Origin of the sequence: Pseudomonas sp. IC_126 (assembly GCF_004331835.1) — a bacterium.
GTDB lineage: Bacteria > Pseudomonadota > Gammaproteobacteria > Pseudomonadales > Pseudomonadaceae > Stutzerimonas.
On sequence record NZ_SJSS01000002.1, the window covers coordinates 1,129,544 to 1,149,722 of the forward strand.

Annotated in this window: 18 protein-coding genes and 1 other RNA gene; 18 read left to right on the top strand and 1 reads right to left on the bottom strand. The window is 61.3% G+C overall.

Features of this window, described 5'->3' with window-relative positions; translation table 11 throughout:
- The first annotated feature begins 94 nt into the window (after positions 1 to 94).
- The 18 genes from rsmI (at position 95) to lpxC (ending at position 19,457) form a co-directional block, all read left to right on the top strand.
- Entirely contained in the window at positions 95 to 967 is an 873-nt protein-coding gene (rsmI, locus tag E0D86_RS10555) for a 16S rRNA (cytidine(1402)-2'-O)-methyltransferase (RefSeq protein ID WP_131649945.1), read from the top strand.
- A gap of 99 nt (positions 968 to 1,066) precedes the next feature.
- An RNA gene (rnpB, locus tag E0D86_RS10560) (RNase P RNA component class A) lies at positions 1,067 to 1,426 on the top strand.
- Positions 1,427 to 1,720: 294 nt separating this feature from the next.
- The gene (mraZ, locus tag E0D86_RS10565; RefSeq protein ID WP_131649946.1) at positions 1,721 to 2,176 is read left to right on the top strand and encodes a division/cell wall cluster transcriptional repressor MraZ; all 456 of its coding nucleotides are present in this window, start codon (positions 1,721 to 1,723) and stop codon (positions 2,174 to 2,176) included.
- Positions 2,173 to 3,120: a 16S rRNA (cytosine(1402)-N(4))-methyltransferase RsmH gene (gene rsmH, locus E0D86_RS10570; protein ID WP_131649947.1), complete on the top strand. Its 948-nt coding sequence runs from the start codon at positions 2,173 to 2,175 to the stop codon at positions 3,118 to 3,120. Before mraZ ends, rsmH begins: the two co-directional genes overlap by 4 nt.
- Before the next feature lie 17 nt (positions 3,121 to 3,137).
- On the top strand, positions 3,138 to 3,407 hold the full coding sequence (ftsL, locus tag E0D86_RS10575; RefSeq protein ID WP_131650049.1) for a cell division protein FtsL: 270 nt from the start codon (positions 3,138 to 3,140) through the stop codon (positions 3,405 to 3,407).
- Positions 3,404 to 5,131 carry a penicillin-binding protein 2 gene (locus E0D86_RS10580; protein WP_131649948.1) on the top strand — a complete coding sequence of 576 codons (1,728 nt, stop codon included), beginning with the start codon at positions 3,404 to 3,406 and terminating at the stop codon, positions 5,129 to 5,131. Before ftsL ends, E0D86_RS10580 begins: the two co-directional genes overlap by 4 nt.
- A complete protein-coding gene (locus tag E0D86_RS10585) occupies positions 5,131 to 6,594 on the top strand; it encodes a UDP-N-acetylmuramoyl-L-alanyl-D-glutamate--2,6-diaminopimelate ligase (RefSeq protein WP_131649949.1) in 1,464 nt (487 codons plus the stop codon). The genes E0D86_RS10580 and E0D86_RS10585 overlap by 1 nt, the downstream gene beginning before the upstream one ends.
- A complete protein-coding gene (gene murF, locus E0D86_RS10590) occupies positions 6,587 to 7,963 on the top strand; it encodes a UDP-N-acetylmuramoyl-tripeptide--D-alanyl-D-alanine ligase (protein ID WP_131649950.1) in 1,377 nt (458 codons plus the stop codon). Before E0D86_RS10585 ends, murF begins: the two co-directional genes overlap by 8 nt.
- Positions 7,963 to 9,045: a phospho-N-acetylmuramoyl-pentapeptide-transferase gene (gene mraY, locus E0D86_RS10595; RefSeq protein WP_131649951.1), complete on the top strand. Its 1,083-nt coding sequence runs from the start codon at positions 7,963 to 7,965 to the stop codon at positions 9,043 to 9,045. Before murF ends, mraY begins: the two co-directional genes overlap by 1 nt.
- Positions 9,046 to 9,051: 6 nt before the next feature.
- Entirely contained in the window at positions 9,052 to 10,395 is a 1,344-nt protein-coding gene (gene murD, locus E0D86_RS10600) for a UDP-N-acetylmuramoyl-L-alanine--D-glutamate ligase (protein WP_131649952.1), read from the top strand.
- A complete protein-coding gene (ftsW, locus tag E0D86_RS10605) occupies positions 10,395 to 11,627 on the top strand; it encodes a putative lipid II flippase FtsW (RefSeq protein ID WP_131649953.1) in 1,233 nt (410 codons plus the stop codon). The genes murD and ftsW overlap by 1 nt, the downstream gene beginning before the upstream one ends.
- Complete coding sequence (gene murG, locus E0D86_RS10610) at positions 11,617 to 12,687, top strand: undecaprenyldiphospho-muramoylpentapeptide beta-N-acetylglucosaminyltransferase (RefSeq protein ID WP_131649954.1); 1,071 nt, start codon at positions 11,617 to 11,619, stop codon at positions 12,685 to 12,687. Before ftsW ends, murG begins: the two co-directional genes overlap by 11 nt.
- A complete protein-coding gene (murC, locus tag E0D86_RS10615; protein WP_131649955.1) occupies positions 12,680 to 14,134 on the top strand; it encodes a UDP-N-acetylmuramate--L-alanine ligase in 1,455 nt (484 codons plus the stop codon). Before murG ends, murC begins: the two co-directional genes overlap by 8 nt.
- Positions 14,131 to 15,075, top strand: coding sequence for a D-alanine--D-alanine ligase (locus E0D86_RS10620; protein ID WP_131649956.1), 945 nt, complete (start codon positions 14,131 to 14,133; stop codon positions 15,073 to 15,075). Before murC ends, E0D86_RS10620 begins: the two co-directional genes overlap by 4 nt.
- A 3-nt stretch (positions 15,076 to 15,078) precedes the next feature.
- Positions 15,079 to 15,936, top strand: coding sequence for a cell division protein FtsQ/DivIB (locus E0D86_RS10625; protein ID WP_131649957.1), 858 nt, complete (start codon positions 15,079 to 15,081; stop codon positions 15,934 to 15,936).
- Between the two features lie 12 nt (positions 15,937 to 15,948).
- On the top strand, positions 15,949 to 17,196 hold the full coding sequence (gene ftsA, locus E0D86_RS10630) for a cell division protein FtsA (RefSeq protein WP_131649958.1): 1,248 nt from the start codon (positions 15,949 to 15,951) through the stop codon (positions 17,194 to 17,196).
- A gap of 53 nt (positions 17,197 to 17,249) precedes the next feature.
- A complete protein-coding gene (gene ftsZ / locus E0D86_RS10635) occupies positions 17,250 to 18,434 on the top strand; it encodes a cell division protein FtsZ (RefSeq protein WP_131649959.1) in 1,185 nt (394 codons plus the stop codon).
- 111 nt (positions 18,435 to 18,545) lie between these two features.
- Positions 18,546 to 19,457, top strand: a complete 912-nt coding sequence (gene lpxC / locus E0D86_RS10640; protein WP_131649960.1) for a UDP-3-O-acyl-N-acetylglucosamine deacetylase — start codon at positions 18,546 to 18,548, stop codon at positions 19,455 to 19,457.
- A 181-nt stretch (positions 19,458 to 19,638) separates the two neighbouring features.
- Here the strand turns inward: lpxC and E0D86_RS10645 are convergent, their stop codons facing one another.
- Positions 19,639 to 20,172, bottom strand: coding sequence for a bacterioferritin (locus E0D86_RS10645; protein ID WP_131649961.1), 534 nt, complete (start codon positions 20,170 to 20,172; stop codon positions 19,639 to 19,641).
- Positions 20,173 to 20,179: the final 7 nt, after the last annotated feature.

The following is a 20,179-nucleotide window of genomic DNA, read 5'->3' on the forward strand; positions in this document are numbered from 1 at the left end:
GTCGGCGGATTGTACCCAAGGGTTGCAGGGGCTGCGATGTCGTGACCGCTAAACGGGCTACAATGCGCGTTTTTCCGTGACTGAGGTACGCCCTGTGACTGCGCCAGATGATGTGAATTCCGCTGCAGGCACGCTCTATGTCGTCGCCACGCCTATCGGGAATCTTGAAGATATCAGTGCTCGGGCGTTACGCGTGCTGAACGAGGTGGCCCTGATCGCGGCAGAAGACACACGTCACTCGGCTCGTCTGTTGCAGCACTTCGGTATCTCCACTCCATTGGCAGCGTGTCATGAGCATAACGAACGGGACGAAGGTGGTCGCTTCATCAAGCGGCTTCTGGCTGGTGAAAATGTGGCGCTGATTTCCGATGCCGGCACGCCGTTGATCTCCGATCCCGGCTATCACCTCGTCAGACAGGCGCGTGCGGTCGGTATAAGAGTTGTTCCGCTGCCCGGCGCTTGTGCACTTGTTGCAGCGCTTTCCGCTGCGGGTTTGCCATCCGACCGTTTCATCTTCGAAGGTTTTCTGCCGGCAAAGCAGGTCGCGCGTCGTACTCGTCTTGAGCTTCTGAGAGAGGAGCCGCGGACGCTGATCTTCTATGAGGCGCCACATCGTATTCTCGATTCCCTGACCGACATGGAGGAAGTGTTCGGTCCAGAGCGGCCTGCTGTTTTGGGGCGTGAGCTGACCAAGACATTCGAGACGCTGAAAGGATTGCCGTTGGCTGAATTGCGCGTCTGGGTGGCGTCCGATAGCAATCAACAACGTGGCGAATGCGTGCTGGTGGTGGGCGGCTGGCAGGCGCCACAAGGCGAAGGGGCGATCGATGCGAATGCGCTTCGTGTGCTGCGTTTGTTGTTGGCGGAGTTGCCTGTGAAGCGTGCGGCAGCCGTGGCCGCCGAAATAACCGGTGCCAGAAAGAACGTGCTTTACCAGCTTGCGTTGCAAGAAAAGAGTTCGGAATAGAACCGCCTTCATGCTCGCAGGCGTCTCGGTCGGCGAGATTTGTCAGCTTGCAGGCTTCAGCTTGCAGGCTGGGGACGTGCACAGTACCCTAGCGCCCGGAGAGTCGATCAGACAGTCGCTGTCTCTTTTTGTTCCGGCAAAAAGGGAGGGAGGAAAGTCCGGGCTCCATAGGGCGAAGTGCCAGGTAACGCCTGGGAGGCGTGAGCCTACGGAAAGTGCCACAGAAAATAACCGCCTAAGCGCTTCGGCGCCGGTAAGGGTGAAAAGGTGCGGTAAGAGCGCACCGCGCGGCTGGCAACAGTCCGTGGCTAGGTAAACCCCACTTGGAGCAAGACCAAATAGGGATCCATTGGCGTGGCCCGCGCTGGATCCGGGTAGGTTGCTAGAGGCAGTCAGCGATGGCTGTCGTAGAGGAATGACTGTCCTCGACAGAACCCGGCTTACAGATCGACTCTCCGACTTCTTCCCCCGTAATACCCCTTCTGTTAGTCCAAAATATTATTGCTCTTAACAAAGTACTTTAACTTTGTGGGGCAGGCTTTTGGTTTACCTGTAAAAGATCGTCTTGCAAGTTTGTCGCTTGACCGTTCATTCCCCTCTCGTTCGCTAAATTGCCGTTCCGTAAGGCTTTTTCCGCTCAGGCTCACCTTGACGGTGGGGCTGCTGCATTTCTATAGTGCGCACGAGTGGTAAAAAGTGGAGTGAAGTGGGTAATTATGGATACGGATAGCTAAATTCAGAGGAAGCGCAGCCGTGTTTCGCGGAGCAAACGCCATCAGTCTCGATGCCAAAGGGCGGCTAGCTATGCCCAGCCGGTATCGCGACGAGCTCGTTTCGCGTTGTGAAGGCCAGTTGATCATCACCATCGACGCCGTAGACCGCTGCCTCTGCATTTATCCACTTCCCGAGTGGGAGCAAATCGAAGCCAAGCTTCGTGAATTGCCATCGCTGAATGAGGAGAGCCGGCGGTTGCAGCGTCTGCTCATTGGCAACGCGGTAGATCTGGAGATGGACGGCAGCGGGCGTGTGTTGGTGCCGCCACGCCTGCGTGAATACGCCGGCCTAGACAAGCGGGCCATGCTGGTCGGTCAGCTCAACAAGTTCAGCCTATGGAACGAGGACGACTGGAACGCGCAAGCAGATGCGGATCTGGCGGCCATTAAACAACCCGGCGCGTTGCCGGAAGCATTGCGTGATCTAATCCTGTGACCCAGACCAGCTGCTATAACCATGTCACCGTGTTGCTCGACGAGGCCGTTGCGGCGCTCGCTGTGCGCCCGGATGGCCGCTATCTGGACGGCACCTTTGGGCGCGGAGGCCATAGCCGCCTTCTTTTGCGGCAGCTTGGGCCTGAGGGTTGTTTGCTAGGATTCGACAAAGACCCGCTAGCAATCGCTACGGGGCAAGCATTGGCGGCCGAGGATGGCCGCTTTGTCGTTGTGCAGAGAAGTTTCGCCGAGCTCGGGGCCGAAGTCGCGCAGCGCGGCTGGACCGGTACGTTGAGCGGCGTGCTGCTGGACCTCGGGGTGTCCTCGCCACAGCTGGACGATCCGGAGCGCGGCTTCAGTTTCCTCAACGATGGCCCTCTCGACATGCGCATGGATCCCAGTCGCGGAGTCAGTGCTGCGGATTGGATCGCCACGGCCAGCGAAGAAGATATCGCTCGGGTACTCAAGGAGTACGGCGAAGAACGTTTTGCCAAACGCATGGCGCGCGCCGTCGTGCAACGGCGAGCCGAGCGCCCGTTCGAGCGTACGGCCGATCTCGCTCAGGTGCTGACCGTTGCCAACCCCGCCTGGGAAAAAGGCAAGAATCCGGCGACTCGCGCCTTTCAGGGGCTGCGCATCTTTATCAACAATGAGCTCGGTGATCTGGAGGTCGGGCTCGAGGCTGCTCTCGAGGCGCTCGATGTCGGTGGCCGGCTGGTGGTGATCAGCTTTCATTCGCTTGAAGACCGCATCGTCAAACAATTCATGCGCCGCCACGCCAAGGGCGAAGCCGACAACCTGCCCCGCGACCTGCCGATCATTCCTGAGAAGTTCGTGCCACGCCTGAAACTGTTGGGCAAGCCGCAGTACGCATCCGCCGAAGAGGTCAAAGCCAACCCCCGGTCACGCAGTGCCGTGATGCGCGTTGCGGAGAAGCTGCGGTGAATACGCTACGACGCGCCATGCCCAACGGCAGCCTGATGATGCTGGTGCTGTTCATTACCGTGCTCTTGTCGGCGATCGCGGTTGCCTATAGCGCGCACTGGAACCGCCAACTTCTCAACGAGCTGTATGGCGAACTCAGCGTGCGCGACAAGGCGCAGGCCGAGTGGGGTCGCTTGATTCTGGAACAGAGCACCTGGACGGCGCATAGCCGTATCGAGACGCTGGCGACCGAGCAGTTGAAGATGCTCATCCCGGAAGCGGCTGATGTCAGGCTGGTGGCTCAATGAAGCTCCAAGGCGCGCTGTATCCGTGGCGCTTTCGTATCGTCCTGGCGTTGCTGGCGCTGATGGTCGGTGCCCTTGCGTGGCGTATCGTCGATCTGCAAGTGATCGATCAGAGCTTTCTGCAGAACCAAGGTGACGCTCGCAGTGTGCGGCACATTCCTATCCCGGCGCATCGCGGCTTGATTACAGATCGCCACGGCGAACCTTTGGCAGTCAGCACGCCGGTCACGACGCTTTGGGGTAATCCGCGTGAGCTTCAGGCTGCGCAAACGCGTTGGCCAGAGCTGGCGCAAGCGCTAGGCCAAGAACCGGTCGCGCTTCAGCAGCGCCTCAAGGAGCAAGCCGAACGCGAATTCACATACCTGGTGCGTGGGCTGACACCTGAACAGGGCCAGCGTGTGCTGGATCTCGGCATTCCGGGCGTGTATTCCCAGGAGGAGTTCCGTCGCTTCTATCCCGCCGGCGAGGTTGCCGCGCATGTGGTTGGCTTCACGGATATCGACGATCGTGGCCGGGAAGGCCTGGAGCTGGCATATGACGAGTGGCTGGCCGGCGTTCCCGGTAAGCGTCAGGTGCTCAAGGACCGCCGTGGCCGGTTGATCAAGGATGTGCAGGTGGTCAAGAACGCCAAGCCCGGCAAGGCGCTGGCGTTGTCCATCGATCTGCGTTTGCAGTATCTGGCTCATAGTGAGCTGCGCAAGGTAGTGCAGGAGCACGGTGCCAAGGCTGCCAGTCTGGTGATGGTCGATGTGCAAACCGGCGAAGTCCTCGCCATGGCCAACCAGCCTACCTACAACCCGAACAATCGCCGCAATCTTCAGCCATCGGCAATGCGCAATCGTGCGTTGATCGACGTGTTCGAGCCCGGCTCGACGGTCAAGCCATTCAGCATCGCGGCAGCGCTCGGGACAGGTAAATACCAGCCGGAGTCGGTGGTCAATACCTTGCCGGGCTGGATGCGTATCGGCCGGTACACCATTCGCGACGTTTCTCGCGGGGGCATGCTCAACCTGACCGGCATCCTGATGAAGTCCAGCAACGTCGGGATCAGCAAGATCGCGTTGGATATCGGTCCGGAGCCAGTGCACACCATCATGCAGCAGGCTGGGTTCGGTCAGGCCACCGGTCTCGGCTTTCCGGGCGAGCGCGTCGGCAACCTTCCCAATCACCGCAAATGGCGGGATGCGGAGACCGCTTCGCTCGCATACGGCTACGGCTTATCGGTGACGGCAGCGCAGCTCGCTCATGCCTATGCCGTACTAGGTAACGAAGGCAACAATGTACCCATGTCGCTGCTGCGTCTGGACCAGCCGCAGGAAGGCGTGCAAGTCATCGATAAGACGATTTCCACCACGGTGTTGCGGATGTTGCAGTCCGTGGTCGAGGAAGAGGGCGGCGGCGGCACTCGCGCCAAGGTGCCGGGCTATCACGTGGCTGGCAAGAGCGGCACGGCGAAAAAAGTATCCGGAACCGGTGGCTATACCAAGGACGCCTATCGTTCGTTCTTCGCCGGTGTGGCACCGGTATCCAATCCACGCATCGCCGTCGTCGTCGTGGTCGACGAGCCCAGCGAGGGCGGGTATTACGGCGGGCTGGTCGCCGCGCCGGTGTTCGGCAAAGTGGCGGCTCGCGCGTTGCGATTGATGAACGTTGCGCCAGACAACCTACCGCCACCCGCAGATGTTCAAACCGCCGAGGCGGCCAAGGTCAAGGGAGGACGGATCTGATGCCGATGCCGTTGAATCAGCTGCTGCCTCAGGCCGACAGCGCCACCTTGATTCGTGAGCTGACCCTCGACAGCCGCAAGGTGCGGCCGGGCGACCTGTTTCTGGCCGTGCCTGGTTACCAGCAGGACGGTCGCGTGCATATCGCCGATGCCGTTTCCCGCGGCGCGGCGGCGGTGGCCTACGAAGCCGAAGGCGCGGTGCAAATGACCGCAGCAAGTGCCGTGCTGGTTCCCGTGCGTCATCTGGCGGAGCAATTGTCGGCGATAGCCGGACGGTTCTATGGCGAGCCGAGCCGTGGTCTGCACCTGGTCGGGGTTACCGGAACCAACGGCAAAACCAGCGTCACTTATCTGGTCGCTCAGGCACTGGATCGCCTGGGCGAGCGTTGCGGCATCATCGGCACCCTGGGCACCGGTTTTCATGGTGAGCTGATACTCGGCCAGCACACGACGCCTGATGCCATCGGTGTGCAAGCCAACCTGGCAAATCTGCGCAAGCAAGGCGCACGGGCCGTTGCGATGGAAGTGTCGTCCCATGGCCTGGATCAGGGGCGGGTTGCCGCACTGGCGTTCGATGTGGCGGTGTTCACCAATCTTTCGCGCGATCATCTGGACTATCACGGCTCCATGGAAGCCTACGGTGAAGTCAAGGCTCGGTTGTTCAAGATGCCGGAGCTCAGCTGCCGCGTGATCAATCTGGATGATGCGTTCGGGCGCGTTCTTGCTGCTGAAAAAGGCGAATCACGGCTGATCACCTACAGCCTGGACGATGCCTCCGCGTACCTTTACTGCCCAGAGGCGCGGCTGGACGACAACGGAATCCATGCGCGCCTCATTACCCCGCAGGGTGAACGCTCGCTGCGTAGCCCTTTGCTTGGCCGTTTCAACGTCAGCAATGTGCTCGCGGCGATCGGCGCGCTGCTAGGGATGCACTATCCGCTGGATGAAATCCTCGCCGTACTGCCTGAGATCGACGGTCCTGCCGGACGCATGCAGCGTCTGGGTGGTGGTGAGCGTCCGCTGGTCGTAGTTGATTACGCCCATACGCCTGACGCCCTCGAAAAGGTTCTCAGCGCACTGCGACCGCATACTCGTGGCAGGTTGTTGTGCCTGTTCGGCTGCGGTGGCGATCGCGACCGCGGTAAGCGTGCGCTGATGGCGCAGGTCGCTGAGCGCCTGGCGGATAGCGTTGTGGTGACTGATGACAATCCACGAAATGAAGATCCGCTGCAGATTCTCGATGAGATTCGCGCCGGCTTCGGGGCACCCGAGCGGGCCGCCTTCGTGCCGGGTCGTGCCGACGCCATCGCCCGCTGCATCGCCGATAGCCATGTCGATGACGTAGTGCTGCTGGCCGGCAAGGGCCATGAGGATTATCAGGAGATCAAAGGAGAGCGCTTGTCGTTCTCCGATCTCGACCAGGCATCGATCGCCCTGGCTGCCTGGAGGGGTTCCAATGCTTGAAGCCATTCGCCTGAGTGATCTCGTCGAGTCGCTGTCCGCCAGGCTGGCGAATGCCGATGCGGCGTTCAGTTCAGTCAGCACCGACAGTCGTGCCATCGAACCAGGACAGTTGTTCGTGGCGCTGACCGGTCCCCGCTTCGACGGTCACGCCTATCTGGCCGAGGTCGCTGCCAAGGGCGCCGTTGCCGCCCTGGTCGAGCGGCACGTGGACGATATTTCGCTGCCTCAATTGGTGGTGGCCGACAGCCGCATCGCGCTGGGCCAGCTGGGTGCGCTGAACCGCGCCGTCTTTACTGGGCCGGTCGCGGCAATTACCGGCTCCAGTGGCAAAACCAGCGTAAAGGAGCTGCTCGCCAGCATCCTGCGCGCCGCCTTTGGCGCCGATGCGGTACTGGCCACTCGGGGCAATCTCAACAACGATCTTGGCGCTCCGCTCACGCTGTTGGAGCTGTCGCCTCAACACAAGGCCGCAGTGATCGAGCTGGGCGCTTCGCGGCTCGGAGAGATCGCTTATACCGCCAGCCTGACGCAGCCGGATGTCAGTCTTATTACCAACGCCGGAACCGCTCATGTCGGCGAGTTTGGCGGCCCCGAGAAGATCGTTGAGGCCAAGGGTGAAATTCTTGACGGCCTCGCGGCTGATGGCATCGCCGTGCTCAATCGCGACGACCGCGCCTATGCCACTTGGCAGCAGCGGACGGCCGGAAAATCGGTGCTCAGCTTCGCGATACAAAGCCCTCTGGCGGACTTTCATCCATCATCGATTGCTTATGACCAACGCGGTTGCCCGAACTTCGTCTTGAACTGCCCGACCGGGTCCGCTCGCGTCCAGCTCAATCTACTCGGTCGCCACAGCGTGGCCAATGCACTCGCCGCCGCGGCCGCTGCGCACGCGCTGGGTGTCGCGCCCGAACACATCGTCGCGGGTCTCGAGAGCCTGCAGCCGGTCAAGGGTCGCGGCGTCGCGCAGATGCTTGCCAATGGCGTTCGGCTGATTGATGACACCTACAACGCCAATCCCGCCTCCATCTGCGCCGCCACTGATGTGCTGGCCGGCTTCGCCGGGCGCACCGTGCTGGCGCTGGGGGACATGGGCGAGCTGGGCGAGTGGGCCGAACAAGGCCATCGCGAGGTGGGCAGTTACGCTGCCGGCAAAGTGGATGCACTGTTCGCGGTCGGTCCGCTGATGAAGCATGCCGTCAATGCCTTTGGGGCTGGCGGTCGCCATTTCGTCGATCAGCAGAGCCTGATCGATGCGTTGCGCCTGGAGCAGGGCAACGCCACAACAATATTGATCAAGGGATCACGGAGCGCCGCGATGGATAAGGTCGTCGCTGCGCTTTCTGCGTCCGGCATGGAGAAACATTGATGCTGCTGCTACTCGCCGAGTATCTGCAACGCTTCCACACGGGCTTCGCGGTCTTCCAGTACCTGTCCCTGCGCGGAATCCTCGGCGTGCTTACTGCACTGGTGCTTTCTCTGTGGATGGGCCCCTGGCTGATTCGCACCCTGCAGCTGCGCCAGATTGGCCAGGCCGTTCGTACCGATGGGCCGCAGACGCATCTGTCTAAATCCGGTACCCCGACCATGGGTGGCGCCTTGATTCTCAGCGCCATCGCCATCAGTACGCTGCTCTGGGCGGATCTGTCTAACCGCTACGTCTGGGTGGTGCTGGCCGTCACGCTGTTGTTCGGGGCGGTGGGTTGGGTCGACGACTATCGCAAGGTGATCGAGAAGAACTCGCGCGGCCTGCCGAGCCGCTGGAAGTACTTCTGGCAATCGGTGTTCGGACTCGGTGCGGCGATCTTCCTTTATATGACCGCGCAGACGCCGGTCGAAACCACGCTGATTCTGCCGCTGCTGAAGAATATTGAGATTCCGCTCGGGATCGGCTTCGTGGTGCTGACCTACTTCGTCATCGTCGGCTCGAGCAACGCGGTCAATCTCACCGACGGCCTGGATGGTCTGGCGATCATGCCGACCGTGATGGTCGGTGGCGCGCTGGGTATCTTCTGCTACCTCTCGGGCAACGTGAACTTTGCCCAGTACCTATTGATTCCCTATATCCCCGGCGCAGGCGAGCTGATTGTGTTCTGCGGTGCGCTGATCGGTGCCGGGCTCGGCTTTCTCTGGTTCAACACCTACCCGGCGCAAGTCTTCATGGGCGACGTCGGTGCTCTGGCACTCGGCGCTGCACTGGGCACCATCGCCGTGATCGTTCGCCAAGAAGTCGTGCTGTTCATCATGGGCGGTGTGTTCGTGATGGAGACCCTGTCGGTAATGATCCAGGTCGCCTCGTTCAAGCTCACCGGCAAACGGGTCTTCCGCATGGCACCGATTCATCACCATTTCGAACTCAAGGGCTGGCCCGAGCCTCGGGTCATCGTGCGCTTCTGGATCATTACGGTGATTCTGGTGCTGGTTGGTCTCGCTACGCTGAAACTGAGGTAATAAAGAGTGCTCATCGCTTCCGATCAGTTCCGCATCGTCGTCGGTCTCGGCAAGAGCGGCATGTCCCTAGTTCGCCATCTGGCGAGCCGTGGCGTGCCGTTTGCCGTGGCCGATACGCGCGCGAATCCGCCGGAACTGGCCACTCTGCGAGCACAGTATCCGGACGTCGAAGTCCGTTGTGGCGAGCTTGATGCCGAGTTTCTCTGCCGCGCCAGCGAACTGCTGGTCAGCCCCGGCCTGCCGCTCAGCACACCGGCGCTTCAAGTTGCCGCGTCCAGAGGCGTGAAGCTGTCAGGCGACATCGAGCTGTTCGCTCGCGAAGCCAAGGCGCCGATCATCGCGATTACCGGCTCCAATGCGAAAAGCACCGTAACCACGTTGGTCGGCGAGATGGCCGCCGCAGCCGGTCGCAAGGTCGCGGTGGGCGGAAATCTCGGAACCCCCGCACTGGATTTGCTTGACGACGACGTCGAGCTCTATGTGCTGGAACTCTCCAGCTTCCAGTTGGAAACCACCGATCAGCTGAACGCACAGGTTGCGACCTGCCTGAACATTAGCGAAGACCACATGGATCGCTACGAAGGGCTGCCGGCGTATCACCAGGCCAAGCACCGGATTTTCCGCGGCGCACGGCAAGTCGTGATCAATCGTGACGATCGTCTGAGCCGTCCGTTGATCGGTGATGACGTGCCGGCATGGTCGTTCGGCCTTGGCAAACCTGACTTCAAGGGCTTTGGGCTGTTCGAGGAGAACGGGGAAAAGTATCTGGCCTTCCAGTTCGATGCTCTGATGCCTGCTAATCAGTTGAAGATTCGCGGTGCGCACAACCAATCCAACGCTCTGGCCGCTCTGGCCCTAGGGCATGCGGCGGGGCTGCCGTTCGAACCGATGCTCGCTACGTTGCGCCGCTTCGCCGGTCTTGCCCATCGCTGCCAGTGGGTGGGTGAGCGCAAGGGCGTTCATTATTACGACGACTCCAAGGCGACCAACGTGGGCGCTGCGCTGGCCGCCATCGATGGTCTGGGCAGCGATATCGACGGCAAGCTGGTGTTGATTGCCGGCGGCGATGGCAAGGGTGCCGATTTCTCGGGGCTGCGTAGCCCGGTTTCGCATCACTGCCGCCACGTCGTTCTGCTGGGGCGTGATGCCGAGCTGCTCGCGGCTGCGCTCGATGGTGCCGCGCCGATTCACCGTGTCCAGACCCTGCAGGAGGCCGTGCAGCAGGCGGCCGAGCTGGCGCAGTCTGGCGATGCGGTATTGCTGTCGCCGGCCTGCGCCAGCCTCGACATGTTCGTCAATTTCGAAGATCGCGGACGTCAGTTCGCCGCTGCGGTGGGGGCGCTCAACTGATGCTCGCGTTCCTGCGCAGTGCGCCCTCTCCGCTATTCAGCCGCCGTGGCCTGGATCTCGATTTCCCGATGCTCGCGGGTTGTCTGGCGCTGCTGGGCCTGGGGCTCGTGATGATTACCTCAGCGTCCTCGGAGGTCGCTGCGGTGAATGCCGGCAATTCGCTGTACCACATGGTTCGCCATCTGGTGTACGTGCTGCTCGGTCTGGGGGCCGCGGCGGCCGTGTTGTTGGTGCCCTTGTCCGTATGGCAGCGGTCGGACTGGATGCTGCTGTTAGCCGCGTTTGCGTTACTGATCCTGGTACTGATTCCGGGCATCGGTCGCGAGGTCAACGGCTCCATGCGCTGGATCGGCTTCGGCGCCTTCAACGTGCAGCCGTCGGAGTTGGCCAAGCTCTTCGTCGTGGTCTATCTCGCCGGTTATCTCGTGCGCCGTCAGCAAGAAGTACGCGAAAGCCTCTGGGGCTTTCTCAAGCCATTCTTGGTGCTGCTGCCGATGGCGATGCTGTTGCTGCTCGAGCCCGACTTCGGTGCGACCGTCGTCATGATGGGCGCGGCGGTGGCGATGCTGTTCCTCGGTGGTGTCGGCTTGATCCGCTTCAGCCTGCTGGTGCTGCTGGCGGTCGGCGCGGTGTTCATCCTGGTGCAGACTCAGGAGTATCGCCTGCAGCGGTTGATCACCTTCACCGACCCCTGGGCTGATCAGTATGGTGCCGGCTACCAATTGACCCAGGCGTTGATTGCGTTCGGGCGGGGCGAATGGCTCGGTGTCGGTCTGGGTAACAGCGTGCAGAAGCAGTTCTACCTGCCTGAAGCGCATACCGATTTCGTGTTTTCTGTGCTGGCGGAAGAACTCGGCATGGTCGGTGCGTTGCTAACGATTTTGCTGTTCGCCTTCGTCGGCGTACGCGCTCTGTATATCGGGCTGGCAGCCGAGCGCGCACGCCAGTTCTTCGCCGCTTACATCGCCTGGGGCGTGGCGTTTTTGTGGCTCGGACAGTTTCTGATCAACGTCGGTGTGAACGTTGGTCTTCTACCGACGAAGGGGCTGACCTTGCCATTCCTGAGCTATGGCGGCAGTTCGCTGGTGGTGACCTGCGCCAGCATGGCTTTGTTGCTGCGTATCGAGTGGGAGAGCCGCACCGTATTGGGTAGCGAAGACGCCGAGTTCAGCGAAGAAGACTTCGCCGAAGTGCCGGAATCCAAGGTCAAGGGGGTCGCCCATGGCCGCTAACGTACTGATCATGGCCGGCGGCACCGGCGGGCACGTTTTCCCGGCGCTGGCCTGTGCGCATGAATTCCAGAGCCGCGGCTACAGCGTGCATTGGCTGGGCACGCCTCGCGGGATCGAGAACGAAGTGGTGCCGGCCGCCGGTCTGCCGCTGCATCTGATCCAAGTGAGCGGGCTGCGGGGCAAAGGCGTGGCGTCGTTACTCAAGGCTCCTTTCCAGCTGCTGCGTTCACTCGGGCAAGCCCGTCGGATCATGCGGGAGCTCAAGCCGGTCTGCGTGCTGGGGCTCGGTGGCTATGTGACGGGTCCAGGCGGTTTGGCCGCGAAGCTGGCCGGTGTGCCGTTGGTGATCCATGAGCAGAATGCCGTCGCTGGGACCGCCAATCGTAGTCTGGTGCCGTTCGCGCAGCGGGTCTGCGAGGCCTTTCCGAATACCTTCGCCAACAGCGCGAAGCGCCGCACGACCGGTAATCCGGTGCGCCATGAACTGTTTCTCGAAACGCCCCGGCAAACGCTGCTAGGGCGTCGTCCTCGTCTGCTGGTGCTGGGTGGCAGTCTGGGCGCCGAGCCATTGAACAAACTGTTGCCCGAAGCCCTCGGCCAATTGGCGCAGGAACTGCGTCCCGAGGTGTTCCATCAGGCGGGCAAGCAGCACGCCGACATCACCCGGGAGCGCTATACCGCCGCGGGTGTCGAGGCCGAAGTCGCTCCCTTCATTAAAGACATGGCCCGTGCCTACGCCTGGGCCGACCTGGTGATCTGCCGCGCGGGTGCGCTAACCGTCTGTGAGCTGGCCGCGGCCGGGTTGCCATCGTTCCTGGTGCCTTTGCCCCATGCGATCGACGATCACCAGACCCGCAACGCCGAATATCTGGCGAAGGAGGGCGCAGCCGTTCTTCTCCTACAAGCAAAGACCGATGCTGCCGCGCTGGCCGCGCAGCTGACCGAGGTAATGATGCAGCCGGAAAAACTCAAGACCATGGGGGCCACGGCACGCCGCCTGGCTCGGCCGGACGCCACCCGTACCGTCGTTGATATCTGCCTGGAGGTGGCGCATGGCTAAGTCTCCCGCAGCGGTTAAGGCCGAAGTACGTCGCATGCGCCGCATCCGCAGGATTCATTTTGTCGGTATTGGCGGCGTCGGCATGTGCGGCATCGCAGAAGTCCTGCTGAATCTCGGCTACGACGTCTCCGGCTCGGATCTGAAAGAATCGGCTAGCACCGAGCGTCTGCAGAATTTCGGTGCGCAAATCTATATCGGACATCAGGCCGGCAATGTGGCCGGGGCCGATGTGCTGGTGGTTTCCAGTGCGGTGAATGCCTCCAACCCCGAGGTCGCATTTGCGCTTGAACAGCGGATCCCGGTGGTGCCGCGTGCCGAGATGCTTGCCGAGCTGATGCGCTATCGCCACGGGATTGCGGTTGCCGGCACCCACGGCAAGACCACCACGACCAGCCTGCTGGCATCGGTGTTTGCTGCGGGCGGACTCGATCCGACCTTCGTCATCGGCGGGCGCCTGACGGCGGCCGGAACCAATGCGCAGCTGGGTAGCAGTCGCTATCTGATTGCCGAAGCCGACGAGAGCGACGCCAGCTTCCTGCACCTGCAGCCGATGGTCGCCGTGGTCACCAACATCGATGCCGACCACATGAGCACCTATGGCGGTGACTTCGGCAAGCTCAAGCGCACCTTCGTGGAGTTCCTGCACAACCTGCCGTTCTACGGGCTTGCGGTGCTCTGCGTAGACGATCCGGTGGTACGCGAGATCATTCCCCAGATTGGCCGCCCGATCACCACCTATGGCCTCAGCGAAGATGCCGATGTGCGGGCCGTCAGCATCCGCCAGGAAGGCATGCGTACCTACTTCACGGTGCTGCGCGATGGCTGCGATGCGCTCGATGTTTCGGTCAACATGCCGGGCAAGCACAACGTCCTCAATGCGCTGGCAACGATCGCCATCGCGACCGACGAGGGCATCGATGATGGCGCCATCGTCCAGGGTTTGTCGGAGTTTGGAGGTGTCGGCCGACGCTTCCAGGTCTATGGCGAGCTGCCGGTGGATGGCGGCAGTGTGATGCTGGTCGACGATTACGGTCATCACCCACGTGAAGTCGCCGCGGTGATCCAGGCCGTACGTGGCGGCTGGCCCGAGCGTCGTCTGGTGATGGTCTATCAGCCTCATCGTTTCAGCCGAACCCGCGATCTGTACGACGATTTCGTTCAGGTGCTGACCGATGCCAATGTGCTGCTGCTGATGGAGGTCTATCCGGCAGGCGAGGAGCCGATTCCTGGCGCCGACAGCCGCCACCTGTGCCACAGCATTCGTCAGCGCGGCCAGCTCGATCCGATCTATATCGAGCGCGGTGTCGAACTGGCGCCGCTGGTCAAACCGCTGCTGCGCGCCGGCGACATTCTGCTCTGCCAAGGCGCCGGAGACATCGGCGGACTGGCTCCCCAATTGATCAACAGTCCCCTGTTTGCTGGCGATGCCGCGAGGAAGAGTGAATGACTGGCCTGCAATCGACCCGTGATCCCAAGGCGTTCGGCCGGGTTGCCGTGCTGTTCGGCGGCAAGAGTGCCGAACGCGAAGTGTCGCTGAAGTCCGGTGCTGCCGTACTGGGCGCGCTGCAGTCGGCGGGTGTCGATGCGTTCGGCATCGACGTTGGCGATGATGTGCTGGCTCGCCTGAACAGCGAGCATGTTGACCGCGCCTTCATCGTGCTGCACGGCCGTGGCGGCGAAGATGGCAGCATGCAGGGCCTGCTCGAGTGCGCCGGCATCCCCTATACCGGCAGTGGCATTCTTGCGTCGGCGCTGGCCATGGACAAACTGCGCACCAAACAGGTGTGGCAGAGCCTCGGTCTGCCAACCCCGCGCCATGCCGTGCTGACGACTGAGGCTGACTGTCACGCTGCGGCCGACAGCCTGGGCTTTCCGCTGATCGTCAAACCCGCGCATGAAGGTTCCAGCATCGGCATGGCCAAGGTCGGCGGCATCGCCGAGCTGATTGCCGCTTGGCGCGCTGCCAGTGCCTATGACTCTCAGGTGTTGGTCGAGCAATGGATTCAAGGGCCGGAATACACGGTCGCCACGCTTCGCGGTTCGGTCTTGCCGCCGATCGGGCTGGGTACCCCGCGCACCTTTTATGACTACGACGCCAAGTATCTGGCCAGCGATACCCAGTACCGCATTCCCTGCGGTCTGGATGCGGCCAAGGAAGAAGAACTCAAAAATCTTTCCGCCCGTGCCTGCGAGGCCGTGGGTATTCAGGGCTGGGCGCGTGTCGACGTCATGCAGGACAGCACCGGCGCCTTCTGGCTGCTGGAGGTTAACACCGTTCCGGGAATGACCGATCACAGTCTGGTGCCGATGGCGGCGCGCGCGGCTGGGCTGGATTTCCAGCAGCTGGTGCTGGCCATTCTCGATGCCAGCCTGGCGGCAGGTAACTGATCCATGATTACCACGCTACGTCACTCGCAACCCGCTACCGGCCGCGCTTCGCGCAAACCGGCGCAGCGGGGTGCGAGCCGGCTGGTGCAACGTGAACCGCTTTCAGCGCGCCTGCCGCGCCCAAGCCTGAGTTCGCTCAAGCGTGTTCTCTGGCCGGTGCTATTGGTTGCGCTGGTGGTCGGGCTCTACGAACTGGGCGAGCGGCTCGCGCCTTATGCCGATCGGCCCATCGCCAAGGTCAGTGTTCGGGGCGAGCTGAGCTATGTCGATCAACAGGTCGTGCAGGCGCGCATGGCTCCGTTCGTCGAGGCCAGTTTCTTCAAGGTCGATCTCGATGCCCTGCGTCGCGATCTGGAGCAGATGCCATGGATCGCGCACGTGGAAGCACGCCGTATCTGGCCGGATGAGGTCATGGTGCGCCTCGATGAGCAATTGCCCATCGCCCGTTGGGGCGATGAGGCGCTGTTGAACAACAACGGTCAGGCCTTTGCGCCCAATGACCTAGCTCAGTATGAACACCTGCCGCAGTTGCATGGTCCGAAACGGGCCCAGCAGCGAGTGATGCAGCAATACCAGATGCTCAGCCAGATGCTTCGGCCGCTCGGGTTCTCCATTGCCCGTCTGGAATTGCGGGCTCGGGGCAGCTGGTTCTTGACGACCAGGCAGGGCGTCGAGCTGTTACTGGGAAGGGATCAGATAATCGAAAAAATGCGGCGCTTCACGGCCATCTATCAGCAGGAGCTGGCGCCGGAGAGCGAAAGAATTGCGCGGATCGACCTCCGCTACGCCAATGGCCTGGCCGTTGCGTGGCGCGAGCCGAGCCCGACCACGACGGACGAATCCGTCGTTGCGAAGAATTGAGGAATGAAACACATGTCTAGCGTGCAAAGCGGCAAGATGATCGTCGGCCTCGACATCGGCACATCCAAGGTGGTGGCGCTGGTAGGCGAAGTGACGCCGGACGGCGAACTCGAAATCGTCGGGATCGGCACCCATCCGTCGCGTGGCCTGAAGAAGGGCGTGGTGGTCAACATCGAGTCCACCGTTCAGTCGATCCAGCGTGCCGTCGAAGAAGCGCAGCTGATGGCCGGCTGCCGCATCCACTCCGCCTTCGTCGGTCTGGCCGGCAATCACATCCGCAGCCTCAACTCCCATGGTATCGTCGCGATCCGGGATCGCGAGGTCAGTACAGCGGATCTCGAACGCGTGCTCGATGCCGCACAAGCGGTGGCGATTCCGGCGGATCAGCGGGTGCTGCATACGCTTCCGCAGGATTATGTGATCGATAACCAGGAGGGCGTCCGTGAGCCGTTGGGCATGTCCGGCGTGCGTCTGGAAGCGAAGGTTCATGTCGTTACTTGCGCCGTCAACGCAGCGCAGAACATCGAAAAGTGCGTACGTCGCTGCGGCCTGGAAGTCGACGACATCATTCTGGAACAACTCGCATCGGCCCACGCCGTCCTGACCGACGATGAAAAAGAACTGGGCGTCTGCCTGGTGGATATCGGCGGCGGCACCACCGACATCTGCATCTTCACCGAAGGCGCGATTCGGCATACCGCGGTCATTCCGATCGCCGGTGATCAGGTCACCAATGACATCGCCATGGCTCTGCGTACGCCGACCCAGTACGCCGAAGAGATCAAGATCCGCTACGCCTGCGCGCTGGCCAAGCTGGCGGGCCCCGGCGAAACCATCAAGGTACCGAGCGTCGGGGATCGTCCGCCGCGGGAACTCTCACGCCAGGCGTTGGCCGAAGTCGTGGAGCCGCGTTATGACGAACTCTTTACATTGATCCAGGCTGAGCTGCGTCGAAGCGGCTACGAGGATCTGGTCCCGGCAGGGATCGTTCTCACCGGCGGTACGGCGAAGATGGAAGGCGCCGTCGAGCTGGCCGAGGAAATCTTTCACATGCCAGTGCGCCTGGGCGTACCGCACAGCATCAACGGACTCACGGATGTGGTCCGCAATCCTATCTATTCAACGGGCGTGGGCCTGTTGCTGTACGGCATGCGCAAGCAGACCGATGGCACGACCATGTCCGGTCTCGGCCACTTCGCCGAAGAACCCAAAACATCTGTCGTGGACCGGCTCAAAAGCTGGATCCAAGGCAATTTCTGAGCAGTGCGGCAGTAGCAGTAACCACAACTAGAAAGCTGGAAGGAGAGAGGGAAATGTTCGAACTCGTAGATCATACCCCGCAAAGTGCAGTGATTAAGGTCATTGGCGTAGGCGGAGGCGGCGGCAACGCCGTCAATCACATGGTGCGCAACAGCGTCGAAGGCGTCGAATTCATCTGCGCCAACACCGATGCTCAGGCGCTGAAGAAAATTGAAGCGCGGACCGTACTGCAGTTGGGTTCCGCTATTACCAAAGGCCTGGGCGCCGGCACCAATCCTGATATTGGTCGTCAGGCTGCCATGGATGACCGCGAGCGCATCGCCGAGGTGCTGCAGGGCGCTGACATGGTGTTCATCACCACCGGCATGGGCGGTGGTACCGGTACCGGCGCCGCGCCGGTCATCGCTTCGGTTGCCAAGGAAATGGGCATTCTGACCGTAGCAGTGGTGACTCGCCCGTTCCCGTTCGAGGGGCGTCGTCGCATGCAGGTCGCCGATGAGGGCATTCGTCAGCTCTCCGAGTGTGTCGACTCGCTGATCACCATTCCCAACGAAAAGCTGCTGACCATCCTGGGCAAGGATGCGAGCCTGCTCGCGGCTTTCGCCAAGGCCGACGACGTACTCACCGGCGCCGTGCGCGGCATTTCCGACATCATGCAGCGCCCCGGCCTGATGAACGTTGACTTCGCCGACGTGAAAACCGTCATGGGTGAAATGGGCATGGCGATGATGGGTACGGGTTGCGCAACCGGCCCCAACCGCGCTCGCGAAGCCACCGAGGCGGCTATCCGCAACCCGCTGCTGGAAGACGTCAATCTGCAGGGTGCTCGCGGCATTCTGGTCAACATCACCGCTGGTCTGGATCTTTCGCTCGGTGAGTACGCTGCCGTCGGCGAGATCATCGAGGCGTTCGCGTCCGATGAAGCGACCGTCAAAGTGGGTGCTGTGATCGATCCCGATATGCTCGACGAACTGCACGTTACCGTCGTCGCTACGGGACTCGGCCCGCGTAATGAGAAACCGGTCAAGGTTGTCGACAATACCCTGCAGACCGCTGCGGTCGCGCCGCAGGCAGCGCCGGCTCCACGTCAGGATCAGGCAGCGGTGAACTACCGTGATTTGGACCGCCCGACCATCATGCGCAATCAGGCCAACGTGGCGACTGCGGCGAAAATGAATCCTCAGGAGGATTTGGATTACCTTGATATTCCGGCCTTCCTGCGTCGCCAGGCTGATTGATTTGATTTATCAGGAGTATTGGGTTGATTGGTATTCAGCAAACTGGGGTTCTGCTATGATCGCCACCTTTGTTGGAAACCATTCGCAACAGCGCAATAGCGAAACCAAGCCATGATCAGACAACGCACCTTGAAGAACATCATTCGCGCCACTGGCGTCGGCCTGCATTCGGGGGAAAAGGTATACCTGACCCTGAAGCCGGCACCCGTGGATACTGGAATCGTGTTCTGTCGCACCGATCTCAACCCGCCCGTGCAGATTGCCGCACGGGCCGAGAACGTCGGCGAGACAACCATGTCGACCACGCTGGTAAGCGGTGACGTCAAAGTCGACACGGTGGAGCATTTGCTTTCGGCCATGGCTGGACTTGGCATCGATAACGCTTATGTCGAGCTTTCCGCATCGGAAGTGCCGATCATGGACGGTAGCGCTGGCCCCTTCGTATTCCTGATTCAATCAGCCGGCCTGCAGGAGCAGGACGCCCCCAAGAAATTCATCCGCATCATCCGCGAGGTCACGGTGGAGGACGGCGACAAGCGCGCCACGTTCATACCATTCGAAGGCTTCAAAGTGAGTTTCGAGATCGACTTCGACCATCCGGTTTTCCGCGGTCGCACCCAAACCGCCAGCGTGGATTTCTCCAGCACTTCCTTTGTCAAGGAAGTCAGTCGTGCACGGACGTTCGGTTTCATGCGCGACATCGAGTTCCTCCGCTCGCACAATCTGGCTTTGGGTGGAAGCGTTGAAAACGCGATTGTGGTTGACGAAGACCACGTGCTCAACGAAGACGGCCTGCGTTATGAGGACGAGTTCGTTAAGCACAAGATTCTCGATGCGATCGGTGATCTTTACTTGCTGGGCACCAGTTTGATCGGCGAATTCCGCGGCTTTAAATCCGGACATGCATTGAACAATCGTTTGCTGCGCACCTTGATGGAACAGAAGGACGCGTGGGAGATGGTGACATTCGATGATTCCCAGACCGCACCGATCTCCTACATGCGCCCGGCAGCTGCCGGCTGAGCAGTACTCTCCTTTCCTTTTTGAGGCCACCTTCGGGTGGCCTTTTTTTGCTTCAAGCTTCAAGCTTCAAGCGCGCCAACCTCATCTACGGGCCACACTTGACCGTGCTTTTCTAGACACCCGCCGGTATCTAAGCGTCCTCCATCGATCCGACAATCCTTGCAGGCTGCAGCTTGCAGTCTCAGTTCATGCCGTCGAGCAGGCTGGCCATGTCATCGGCGTGTTCTTCTTCCTGCGCGAGAATATCCTCGAAGATCCGTCGTGTGGTTGGGTCCTTGTCGCCGATGTACTGAACGATCTCGCGGTAGCTGTCGATGGCGATGCGCTCGGCAACCAGGTTTTCGAAGACCATGTCGCGCAGGCCGTTGCCTTCGGCATATTGCGCATGTGATCGCTCGGTAAGGCTGTCCGGATTGAAGTCTGGTGCGCCGCCCAGCTGCACGATACGCTCGGCCAGTCGGTCGGCATGTTCCTGCTCTTCGTTGGCGTGCTCAAGGAACTCTGCTGCGGCAACGCTCGATTTCAATCCAGTCGCCATGTAGTAATGGCGCTTGTAGCGCAGGTAGCAGACCAGCTCGGTGGCCAATGCCTCGTTGAGCAGATTGATCACGGTGTCGCGGTCTGCTGAATAGCTTTCGGTCACCGCACCGTTTTCGACATGCTGCCGGGCACGCTCGCGCAAGGTCTGTTTGTCGCTCAGTTGTACATAGCTCATCACGGTC